8 protein-coding genes and 1 tRNA gene are annotated in these 12280 nt (G+C 42.1%); all 9 read right to left on the reverse strand.

The annotated features are described in order from the left end of the window. Positions 1–10 precede the first annotated feature (10 nt). Complete coding sequence (locus AA977_RS05455; RefSeq protein ID WP_064434876.1) at positions 11–8683, reverse strand: DNA-directed RNA polymerase subunit beta/beta'; 8673 nt, start codon at positions 8681–8683, stop codon at positions 11–13. A gap of 219 nt (positions 8684–8902) precedes the next feature. Next, a complete protein-coding gene (gene rplL / locus AA977_RS05460) occupies positions 8903–9280 on the reverse strand; it encodes a 50S ribosomal protein L7/L12 (protein ID WP_001018228.1) in 378 nt (125 codons plus the stop codon). A gap of 42 nt (positions 9281–9322) precedes the next feature. After that, entirely contained in the window at positions 9323–9805 is a 483-nt protein-coding gene (gene rplJ / locus AA977_RS05465) for a 50S ribosomal protein L10 (RefSeq protein ID WP_001171661.1), read from the reverse strand. Between the two features lie 107 nt (positions 9806–9912). Further along, positions 9913–10617 (reverse strand): 50S ribosomal protein L1, encoded by a 705-nt coding sequence (gene rplA / locus AA977_RS05470; RefSeq protein ID WP_001085859.1) that lies wholly within the window; start codon positions 10615–10617, stop codon positions 9913–9915. A 48-nt stretch (positions 10618–10665) separates the two neighbouring features. Beyond that, positions 10666–11091 (reverse strand): 50S ribosomal protein L11, encoded by a 426-nt coding sequence (gene rplK, locus AA977_RS05475; RefSeq protein ID WP_033618546.1) that lies wholly within the window; start codon positions 11089–11091, stop codon positions 10666–10668. A gap of 16 nt (positions 11092–11107) precedes the next feature. Then, positions 11108–11635: a transcription termination/antitermination protein NusG gene (gene nusG / locus AA977_RS05480; protein ID WP_080472392.1), complete on the reverse strand. Its 528-nt coding sequence runs from the start codon at positions 11633–11635 to the stop codon at positions 11108–11110. A 29-nt stretch (positions 11636–11664) separates the two neighbouring features. Then, entirely contained in the window at positions 11665–11844 is a 180-nt protein-coding gene (secE, locus tag AA977_RS05485) for a preprotein translocase subunit SecE (protein ID WP_064434878.1), read from the reverse strand. 140 nt (positions 11845–11984) lie between these two features. After that, a tRNA-Trp gene (locus AA977_RS05490) sits at positions 11985–12060 on the reverse strand. A 40-nt stretch (positions 12061–12100) separates the two neighbouring features. Continuing rightward, a complete protein-coding gene (gene rpmG / locus AA977_RS05495; RefSeq protein WP_000865159.1) occupies positions 12101–12259 on the reverse strand; it encodes a 50S ribosomal protein L33 in 159 nt (52 codons plus the stop codon). Between the last annotated feature and the right edge of the window lie 21 nt (positions 12260–12280).

The following is a 12280-nucleotide window of genomic DNA, read 5'->3' on the forward strand; positions in this document are numbered from 1 at the left end:
GATTTTTTTGTCAATTTTTAGGGTCCTCTTCAAGCGTTCTTAACACGATTTTCTTGTTCTTATACATACCCGTTCCCACAGGGATCATCCTCCCTAACACCACATTTTCTTTCAAGTCTTCCAAAAAGTCTTTTTTCATAGCGATACTGGCTTCTGTTAAAACTTTAGTCGTTTCTTGGAAAGAGGCCGCTGAAATGATGCTATCGCTCCCAATAGCCGCTCTAGTGATCCCTAAAAGCACCGGTTCAGCAATCGCTGGCTCGCCTTTTAAAGCGATCACACGAGCGTTTTCTTCTTTGAAGAGTTTTTTACTAACCAAATCCCCTTCAATAAACTTGCTATCCCCGCTGTCTAAGATGCGCACTTGCCTTAACATTTGAGACACAATGATTTCAATGTGTTTGTCCGCAATGCTTACCCCCTGCCTGCGATACACTTGCTGAACTTCGCTCACAATGTATTTGTAAAGCTCTTTTTCGCCGCTGATCCTTAAAATATCATGGCTTGAGATTACCCCATCCGTCATCGCTTCCCCTGCATGCACAAACTCGTCTGCATGCACTAAAATTTGCTTGCCTTTATCCACAAAATAATCCATGGAGCGGCCATCTTTAGAGGTTACAATGATGTGTTCTTTATTGCGGATCGCTTTACCAAAGCTGACAATCCCATCAACCTCAGAAAGGATCGCCACATCTTTAGGTTTGGGTTTTCGCGCTTCAAACAACTCTGAAACCCTTGGGAGACCTCCGGTAATGTCTTTAGACTTAACGGTCGCTTTAGGGATCTTCGCTAACACTTCAGCCTGCTCCACGCTAGAGCCATCGCTAATAGCGATAGAAGTTTTTGGCTCTAAGAAATAACGCACTTCTTCGCCATTAACCCCCTCTAAAAACAAGCTTGGTTTGTACCCGCTTGGAATGTAATCATTCACCACCAAACTGGTGATACCGGTATTTTCGTCCTCTTTTTCAGCGACCGTAACCCCTGCAATAATATCCACAAAACTCACTTTACCCTTAAAGTCTGCAATAATGGGGGTATTGTAAGGATCCCATGTCGCAATCGTGCTTAATGCGTTTGTAGTGGGCTTAGAAATAAGGCTATTCGCGCTCACTTCGCTATTATCATCAATTAAGATTTCAGAACCTCTAGCGATATAATGGCGAGCGGCTTCCCTACCATTATCATCAGCGATAACCGCAAACAAGCCTTTTTCGCTCACCATATCGCCCTTTTTGATCCCATGGGTGCGCTCTAAATGGTTGGCCTCTAAAACATAGTATTTGATTGTGCCTTTTTCTTTCGCATACACATCTTGAGTGATGGGGTCATTATCCTTAACCAACAATTCGCTCGCATAAGGGATGCGATTAGGCACATTCCAGCCCTCTTGGATAATATCAGCGATGCTCCCCCCTTTATGCACCTTATGCCCATTAGCATAAGGCAAATACACCTTGCCTTCAATCTTGCCGCCAACGCCAGCCAATTCGCTTGGTTTAACGATGTCGCTTCTTCTTAAAACAAATTTAGCTTCTTGCTCGCCATTTTTCACGCTCACAACCACTTCTTCATAGACCGTTTCAATGCTTAATTCCCCATCAAAAGGCGCTTTAATCTTAGGTTCTACCACTAAAATAGAAGCGTTACGGCGGTTAGCGATAATGTTTTTACCCTCTTTATTCGTGTAAGTTCTGAGGTTGTAGAAACGCACAAAACCTTCTTTGCTCGCTACAATTTCACGCTCATCTTGGCTCCTGCTCGCTGTCCCACCCACATGGAAAGTCCTTAAAGTGAGTTGCGTTCCAGGCTCTCCGATAGATTGTGCAGCTACCACGCCTACCGCTTCCCCAGGATAGCTCATCTTGCCTTCGCCTAAATTCAAGCCATAGCATTTCGCGCACACGCCCTTTGGCGCTTTACAAGTTACTGGGGTGCGGATCGTAATGGATTTAATCCCGGCTTCCACCACCTTTTTAGCGCCCTCTTCATCAATCAAAGTGTCCGCATAAAGCAAGATTTCATTGGTAATGGGATCGATCACATCTTCTAATAAAACGCGCCCAAAAATACGCTCTTCTAAAGGCTCAATCAACTCACTCCCCACCGCAATATCCGTGATTTCAATCCCTTCATGTGTGCCACAATCATCAGACACCACCTTGACATTTTGGGAAACATCAATGAGTTTTCTTGTCAAATACCCCGCATTGGCGGTTTTTAGCGCCGTATCCGCTAAGCCCTTTCTAGCGCCATGCGTGGAGTTAAAGTATTCTAAAACATTCAACCCCTCTTTGAAGTTAGAAATAATGGGCGTTTCAATGATACTGCCATCTGGTTTAGTCATAAGACCTCTCATCGCTGAAAGCTGACGGATTTGCGCCGCGCTTCCCCTTGCACCGCTATCTGCCATCATATAAATGGAGTTAAAGCCCTCTTTATCTTGCGCGATAGCGATCATCATTTCTTTACTCATTTTGTCATTGACTTCAGTCCAAGTGTCAATGATTTTATTGTAACGCTCTTGGTCAGTGAGCAACCCTTGATCGTATTGTTGTTGGATTTTTTTCACCTCTACTTTGGCTTTTTCCACCATTTTTTGCTTGTCTTTGGGCGTGATAATATCTTCCATAGAGATAGAAATACCAGCCTTAGTAGCATACCTAAAGCCAAGCGTTTTTAAATTATCCAAAAAGGTTGCAGTAATGCCGATACCGCCGACTTTATGCACATAATCCACAAGCACGCCAATATCTTTTTTCTTCATGGGTTTATTCCACAAATCCGTAGGGATAAAATCAGGCAAAATGGATTTAATGATCATGCGCCCCGCGCTCGTAGCGATAATATTGCCTTTATCCAAAACCCTAATCTTTGCATGGATGTCTAATTCTTTGGTGTCAATAGCGGTAATGATTTCATTCACGCTAGAGAAAAGCTTATGCTCGCCCTTGACCCCACTCTTTTCTAAAGAAAGGTAATATAGCCCTAAAACCATATCCTGGCTAGGAATGGCTACGGCTTTACCGCTAGCGGGTAGAAGGATATTCATAGAGCTTAGCATGAGCACCTTGCATTCAGCGATCGCTTCCTGGCTTAAAGGCACATGCACCGCCATTTGATCCCCGTCAAAATCCGCATTAAACGCTGAACACACCAACGGGTGCAATTGGATCGCTTTGCCGTCAATGAGTTTTGGGTGGAACGCTTGAATGGATTGCTTGTGCAAAGTGGGCGCGCGGTTGAGCAACACCGGATACCCCTCTGTGATTTCTTGCAAACACTCCCACACTTCATTGCTTTTTTGCTCAATCATGCGTTTAGCCTGCTTGAGCGTGGTGGCATAGCCTCTTTCTTCAAGCTTGGATAACAAATGCGGTTTGAAGAGTTCCAACGCCATGTTTTTAGGCAACCCGCATTCATCCATTTTAAGATTAGGCCCAACGACAATCACGCTCCTGCCTGAAAAATCCACGCGCTTACCTAAAAGGTTTTGCCTGAAACGCCCTTGCTTGCCTTTAATGATCTCGCTGAGCGATTTTAAAGGGCGTTTGTTAGCTCCTTTAACCGCATTGGTGCTGCGGCCGTTATCAAAAAGCACATCCACGGCTTCTTGCAACATCCTTTTTTCATTGCGCACAATGATTTCTGGCGCCCCAAGCTCCATCAAGCGTTTCAAGCGTTGGTTGCGATTGATGACACGACGATACAATTCATTCACATCGCTGACTGCAAATTTCCCCCCATCTAGCGCGACTAACGGCCTTAAATCCGGTGGCAATACCGGTAAAACCGTGAGCATCATCCATTCAGGTCTGTTACCAGAATTCAAAAAGCTTTCTACCACTTTCAAACGCTTGATGAGTTTTTTCTTTTTGGCGTCCGAATTAGTGTCTTTCACTTCTTCTTTCAAACTTTGCAATAAAGCGATCAAATCAATTTCTTCTAGTAAATCCTTGATCGCTTCGCCGCCCATTTGTGCCACAAAGCCCCTGTCTTCGTATCTTCGTGAGATATTTTGATACTGCTCTTCGTTCAAAATATCATACTTCATTACAAGTTTAGCGCCTTCATTGTCATAAGCGGCTTCGCCTGGCTCTTTAACGATATAAGCTTCATAATAAAGCACGCGCTCCAAGTCTTTCATTTTAACGCCTAAAAGCGTGCCGATACGGCTAGGCAAGGAATTAACATACCAGATATGCGCTATAGGAGTGGCCAATTCAATATGCCCCATTCTAAAACGCCTAACTTTAGAATGCGTGATCGCTACACCGCATTTTTCGCATGTGCCAATATCTTTGAAGCGAGGCTTTTTGTATTTACCGCACAAGCATTCATAATCTTTAGTAGGGCCAAAGATTTTCATGCAAAACAAGCCGTCTCGTTCGGGTTTTAGGGTGCGATAATTGATCGTTTCTGGTTTTTTAACTTCCCCATAGCTCCACGAATGGATTTTTTCAGGGCTGGCTAGAGTGAGCTGGAAAGCGCTAAAGTCTTTAGGCCTGTCATCTTCTTTAATGACAATAGGTTTAGGCATCCCGTCTTCATCCATTTCATCTCCAAAGATATTAATGTCTAAAGCGAGCGATTGCAATTCTTTAGTCAAAACATAGAAAGTCTCAGGGATTTCGCTCTCACCCACTTGCTCGCCTTTAGCGATAGCCCTATAAGCGTTCTCCCTACCCCTAATATCATCGGATTTAATGGTGAGCATTTCTTTTAGAGTGTGCGCTGCACCATAAGCTTCCAACGCCCACACTTCCATTTCCCCAAACCTTTGGCCTCCAAAGAGCGCTTTACCGCCTACGGGCTGGTGTGTGACTAAACTATAAGGGCCTGTGCTTCGGGCATGGACTTTTTCATCCACCAAGTGGTGGAGTTTGATCATATACATATAGCCCACATTCACGCGCTCCCTCATCTTTTCGCCTGTGCGCCCATCATACAAATCCATTTTGCCATCCATAGCAATTTTGGCTAATTCAAACAGCTTATAAAATTTTTCTTGCGAAATGCCTTCAAACACAGGGATAGCGAGCTTAACGCCTTTACTCCAATCTTTTGCGTATTCCAAAAGCTCTTCATCAGAACAGCTTTCAAGCGCATGGATAGTTAAGGGATCTTTTTCATTGATAGCGTTAGCGATTTCTAGCATTTTAGCACGCAATGCTTTGACAAAATCCTTGGTTTGATTTTCTAGCATGCTAGCGATTTGTTTGCCAAACTCTTTACCCACTAAACCTAAATGCATTTCTAAAATCTGCCCAATATTCATACGGCTTGGCACGCCTAAAGGGTTTAAGACAATATCCACAGGCTCGCCATCAGCGGTATAAGGCATGTCCGCAACCGGCACGATATTAGACACAATGCCTTTATTCCCATGCCTTCCTGCCATTTTATCGCCCACTTTAAGCTTTCGTTTTGTAGCGATATAGAGCTTGACTTTTTTGATCACGCCATTAGGCAAAATATCGTCTTTTTCTAAAATAGAAAGTTTTTCTTCATGCTCTTCACCCAAGACTTTCTTTTGCTCTAAGAAATTGTTTTTAGTGATTTCATACTGGTTTTGCACTTCTTTAGAATATTTTTTCACCAAACTAGCCAGAGCGAAGCGGTTGATTGAAGCGATCTCTTCTTTAGGGATTTGATCACCTTCTTTATAATCCTTACCATTATGGCTGAAAGGCTCTTCTAAAATCGCTTGAGAAAGGAGCGAGCTGACGCGCAACAATTCTTCTCTATTGAGCATGGTCAAGCGGTCAAAATGCTCCATGTCAAGCTTGGCTTTTTCTTCTTCATACGCGCTCAAAACTCGCGCATCTTTTTCATAGCCTTTTTTAGTGAAGACTTTCACATCAATCACCGTGCCTTCCAAACTAGGGGGGCAATACAAGCTCTTATTGACCACATGCCCGGCTTTATCCCCAAAAATAGCCCTTAAAAGTCTTTCTTCAGGCGTGCTTTTGATCTCGCCTTTAGGGGAAGTCTTGCCCACTAAAATCATGCCAGCGCTCACATAAGTGCCTACTTTAACGATCCCGCTTTCATCAAGATGCGCGAGCGCTTCTTCTTTCACATCAGGAATATCAGCGGTAAATTCTTCTACGCCATGCTTAAGCTCTCTGGCATCCACTTCTTTTTCATAAATGTGCGTGGAAGTGAAAATATCGTCTTTAGTGATGCGCTCACTCACCACGATCGCGTCTTCAAAGTTATAGCCATTCCAAGGCATGAACGCCACGCGCACATTTTTCCCTAACGCTAACTCGCCCCTATCCATGCTAGGGCCATCAGCGATGATTTGCCCGGCTTCTACTTTATCGCCCACTTTAACGATAGGGACTTGATTGAAGCTCGTGTTTTGGTTGGTGCGCAAGTTTTTTTGCAAAGAATACGCATCAATATAGGCTTCTTCTTTGCCTTCGCCTAAAATATAAATATTTTTAGCATCAATTTTTTCTACGACACCTGCACGATTGGCTTTGATCGCTCCCCAAGAATCCCTAGCGATGATTTTTTCAATCCCTGTGCCTACAATGGGAGCGTCGCTTCTTAACAAAGGCACGGCTTGGCGTTGCATGTTAGTCCCCATCAAAGCGCGGTTGGCGTCATCATGCTCTAAGAAAGGAATGAGCGATGCGGCCACCCCTACTAGCATGCTGGAGCTTAAATCCATTAAGGTTACTTTACTTTTTTCGTTTAAAACGATCTCGCCTTCTACGCGCGTTTCAATCAAATCGCCTAAAATATTGCCTTCTTCATCAATGGGGGTGCTTGCAGGAGCGATCACATGGCTGTCTTCTTGAATAGCCGTTAAATAAATCGTCTCGCCCATCACTTTGCCATCTACAACCTTTTTATAAGGGGCTTCAATAAAGCCTAGATCATTCACTCTTGTGAAAGTGGAAAGGGTGTTGATCAAACCGATATTTTGACCTTCTGGGGTTTCAATAGGGCAAATTCTGCCATAATGCGTGGGGTGCACATCTCTGGCTTCAAACCCTACCCTGTCTTTGACTAACCCCCCTTCACCGAGTGCTGAAAGGCGGCGCTTGTGCGTAACTTCACTCAAGGGGTTAGTTTGATCCATGAATTGTGAAAGCTGACCGCCCATGAAAAATTCCATGATCGTGCTAGTGATCATTTTAGAATTGACCAAGTCATGGGGCATGAGCGAATCAAAAGCCCCGCTCATGGTAGTGAGCTTGTCCTTAATGGTTTTTTGCATTTTCACTAAACCTGAATGCAATTCATTAGCCAACAATTCCCCAACGGCTCTGATCCTACGATTGCCTAAGTGATCCCTGTCATCAATCTTGCCCTGATTGTTTTTAATCTTCATAAGGTATTTAACGGTGGTGATAATATCTTCATGCGTTAAAGTCGTGATGTAATCAGGCACATGCAAGCCTAATTTATGATTCATTTTCATGCGGCCTACCATGGTCAAATCATAGCGCTCTGGATCAAAGAAGAGTTTTTTGACAAACTGCTTAGCCACTTCAGTCGTAACGGGATCGCCTGGCTTCATAACCTTATGGATACGAATCGCCGCTAGGGCGTTTTCATCATCAATTTTTTCAGTTTGCTTGAGCAATTTCAAAGACTCATAATCGGCTGTGAAAGAATGGATAATGGAAGCGTCATGGCCTAAAGCCAAATCATTGATGATCACAAATTCTTGCACGCCTAAATCGTGGATTTTTTCTAATTTATTCTTATCTAGCTGGGCGAGCATGTCCAATAAGACTTCTTCTCCCACCATAACAGGCTCAGCCAAATGACGATTGAGCAAAATATCTATGGGGTATTCCACCCATTCTAAATGGTTTTCTTTAAGCTCTTTGATCTTTCTTGAAGTGAGCTTTTTACCCGCTAAAAGGATAACCTTGCCTTGAGGATCTTTCAAGTCAAATTCCATCCTTTGATTGGCGTCTAATGAAGCGAACGGGATCAAATATTTATCGTTTTCATAACGCACTTTGACAAGCGGGTAGAACATTTTGATAATGTCTTGTTTTTGATAATCCATCGCTCTAAACAAAATGGTAACAGGCACTTTACGGCGTTTGTTGATACGAGCGTATAAAACATCTTTAGAATCGTATTCAAAATACAGCCACGAACCCCTATCAGGAATGATTTGCCCTGTGTAAATGAGTTTGTTTGAAGAAGTGCTGGATTCTTCTTCTTTAAAAATCACACCGGGACTTCTGTGGAGCTGATTGACCACCACGCGCTCCACTCCATTAATAATAAATGAAGTGCGTTCTGTCATTAAAGGGATTTCACGGATAAAGATGCTTTGTTCTTTAATGTCCTTAATGCCGTTCTTTTCGCCGCTCTTAGTGTCTTTTTCCCACAAAATCAAGCGCACTTTAATTTTGAGCGGGATAGAGTAGGTAATGCCTCTCTCCATCGCTTCTCTAACGGTGTATTTAGACTTGCCAAACTCGCAACCTGCATACTCTAAAGTGATGCGGTTATGCTCATCTTGGATAGGAAAAATGGATTTAAACACCTTTTCAATCCCACTTTCTTTGCCATCTTTGGAATACAAGAAAGAATCGTAGCTGTCTCGTTGCAATAATAATAAATTAGGAACTTCTAAATCTGTTGGGGTTTTTGTAAAATCAGCTCTCAAGCGGTTTTTTAGGGGAATTTTTTTTGACATATTTCAAGCCTTTGATCAAAAATTTTGAGTTATTTAATGCATTAATTCAAGTAAGCATTGCAAAAGGATCTTTAAACTTTATAACTATCCATGATAAAAATACTAAAAACCACCTGCAATACTAACCACTCTAGGCCACACGCTCACAAACAAAATCATGGAGCAAAATCTGCCATACCAAGGCAAAGAAAGGCATAAAAGCCTTTCTATTGTTAAGTCTTACTTGACTTCAACCTTAGCGCCTACTTCTTCAAGTTTTTTCTTGATGGTTTCAGCTTCTTCTTTATTCACGCCCTCTTTAAGCACATGAGGGGTTTTTTCGGTAGCGTCTTTAGCTTCTTTCAAACCAAGTCCAGTGATTTCACGAACCACTTTAATCACCTTAATTTTTTCAGCGCCGCTATCAGCCAAGATCACATTAAATTCGGTTTTTTCTTCGCTCTCAGCCGCTGCACCACCGGCTACAGCCGCACCAGCTACAACCGTTGGAGTCGCGCTCACGCCAAATTTTTCCTCAAACATTTTAACCAATTCAGAAAGCTCTAAAACGCTCAATGAACCAATATACTCTAACACTTCTTCTTTTGAAATTGCCATAATTCAATCCTTCAATTTTTTAATTAAAGCCACGAAAGGCTTTTAGTTTTCTTCTTTTGCTTTACGCAAATTGTCTAAACCGGTCACAAAATAGCGTGCCGGAGCCGTCCAAACAGAAAGCAACATTCCCATAAGCTCTTCTTTGCTCGGGAGTTTTGAAACCGCTTCCACATGAGCTACGCTAACGCTTTCTTTGTCAAACAAGCCCGCTTTTAACACAAAGTGATCTTTATGTTCTTTTTGGAAGTCAAACACGAGCTTAGAAAGAGCGATTTGATCATCGCCCCACAAAAACACATTGGTTTCTTTCAAATCCAAATCAGAATAGCCCGCTTCTTTCATTGCAATATGAGCGAGCGTGTTTTTAATCACTTGCACCTTAATGCCTTGAGTGCGAGCCTTATTCCTTAAAGCTTCTAACTTGCTCACGCTAAGACCTTTATAATCGCAAATTAAAAGGGCTTTAGCACCATCAAATTGCGATTTCAAGCTAGCGACTAGCTCTACTTTATGCTGTTTTTGCATCTTTTCCTCCTTTCTAGACTAGACCTCTGCAAGATTATCTTTTTAAAAAAGAAATTTTAAGCCTTTTAGCTCTTACGATCTTCAGCCTAAGATTAAAACTCCTAAAGCTATTTAATATCCATCAGTTCCTGAGCGTCCAAACTCACTGAAGGCGACATGGTGAGTGAAAGAGCGGCGTTTCTAATATACTTGCCTTTCGCGCTACTGGGTTTTAGGCGGTTGATCGTTTTTACCAACTCAAGCATGTTTTCTTTGATTTTTTCTTCAGGAAAACTCGCCTTGCCAATAGGGGCATGGACATTGCCTTTTTTATCCACCCTAAAATTCACTTGACCGCTTTTAGCGTTAGTAACCGCTTTAGCAATATCCATCGTAACGGTTCCGGTTTTGGGGTTTGGCATCAAACCTTTAGGGCCTAAAATCCTACCCACTTTACCAACAACCGCCATCATATCCGGCGTTGCAATCACCATGTCAAAATCAATGCGGCCGTTTTTGATTTCTTCAGCCAAATCGTCTCCGCCAACGACATCAGCCCCGGCGTTTTTGGCTTCATCTTGCTTAATGTCTTTTGCAAAAACAGCCACTCTCACTTTTTTCCCAGTCCCATGAGGAAGCACCACCGCACCGCGCACCATTTGATCCGCATGCCTTGGATCAACCCCTAGTCTTAACGCCACTTCAACGGTTTCATCAAATTTCGCTGAAGCAAGGGATTTAACCACCTCTACACCATGCTCTACGCCATACACTTTATCGTTTTGGATTTTGGAAAAAAGCTTTTCCAATCTTTTAAATACTTTTTTTGCCACGATTTTAATCCTTAAAAATTTCTTTCAATCCTCATAAAACCAATCAGATTAATCCACAACCTCTACGCCCATGCTCCTAGCGCTACCCATAACGATTTTTTTAGCCGCTTCCATGGTGTTTGTGTTTAAATCTTCCATTTTTAATTGCGCGATTTCTTCCACTTGCTTGTGGGTGAGCTTTGCAATCTTATTTTTAAGCGGGTTGTCAGAACCTTTTTCAACCCCAGAAGCTTTTTTGATCAAATCCGTTACAGGAGGTTTTTTAGTGATAAAAGTGAAACTCTTATCCTGATAAACCGTGATAATCACCGGAATATTAAAGCTCCCCATGTCTTTAGTTCTTTCATTGAAAGCCTTGCAAAATTCCATGATATTAACCCCTCTTTGACCTAGTGCTGGCCCTACGGGAGGTGAAGGGTTTGCCTTACCGGCAGGGATTTGAAGTTTGATTTCTCCGACTACTTTTTTAGCCATATTGTCTCCTTAAAAGTTATATAATTTTTTCTACTTGCGAATGCAAAATCTCTATTGGAGTGTTCCTACCAAAAATAGAAACATTGAGTTTGAGCTTGCGGTGCTCCACATCATACTCTTCCACTGTAGCGGTGAAGTTCGCAAAAGGACCTTCCACCACGCGCACCACTTCCCCTTGCTCAAAAAAGATTTTTGGCTTGGGGGCTGCACGGTTGTTCATTTTTTCTAAAATATGCCCAATGTCTGCTTCACTCAATGGGGTTGGCTTTTTGTTTTCTCCAATAAAACGGCTCACTCTTGGCAAAGATTGTATCTTATGCCACAAAACCGTATCTAAATCCACTTTAATAAAAACATACCCAGGATAAAGACTGCGTTCCGTTACCTTTGTCTTGCTTTTTTTAGAAACTTCTATAATATCTTCAGTAGGCACAATAATCTCTTGTATCCTATCTTTTAGATCGTGGTCGCTTGCTAAATTTTCAATCGCTTTCTTAACGGACTGCTCGCTCCCTGAATAAGTTTGTATGGCATACCAATCCATCATCATTCTCCTTATTTAAAGCCACCAACCTACAGAACACTAGAGACAAAAGCCCCTAGAGAAAAATCCAACAAAGCTAAAAATAGCGTGATAGCGCTCACCACCACTAAAACAGAAATAAGCGCATTGCGTATCTGCTCTTTAATAGGAAATATCACTTTAGAAAGCTCTTCTCTAGCCAATTTATATTGTATGAACCATTTATCCATAGTTTCTTTTTCGCCCTCACTTAAACTTAATACATTTATACATTAAAAGAATTTTCAATTCTATCCAAAATAGCTTAAACTAAAATTAAAAAATTCAAAAACAATCCAATTGAAATAAAAATTGATAGAATAAAAGCAGATGGCAGGTCAGGAGGGACTCGAACCCCCAACAACCGGTTTTGGAGACCGACGCTCTACCATTGGAGCTACTGACCTAACCTCCCCTCCTTTTAAAATCGCAACACCCAAGAAAGAGCTAACTCTTCAATTTGATTTCTTTATGAAGAGTGTGCTTATTTTCTCTTGGGCAGAACTTCTTAAGCTCCAGTTTTTCAGTGTTAGTTTTAGCGTTCTTGGTTGTGCTGTAATTGATATCTTCACAATCAGAACACTTCAACCCTATTTTAACTTTCATAATGACCCTTTATTAGCGACC

It is taken from the genome of Helicobacter pylori (assembly GCF_001653455.1).
GTDB classification, from domain to species: Bacteria; Campylobacterota; Campylobacteria; order Campylobacterales; family Helicobacteraceae; genus Helicobacter; species Helicobacter pylori_A.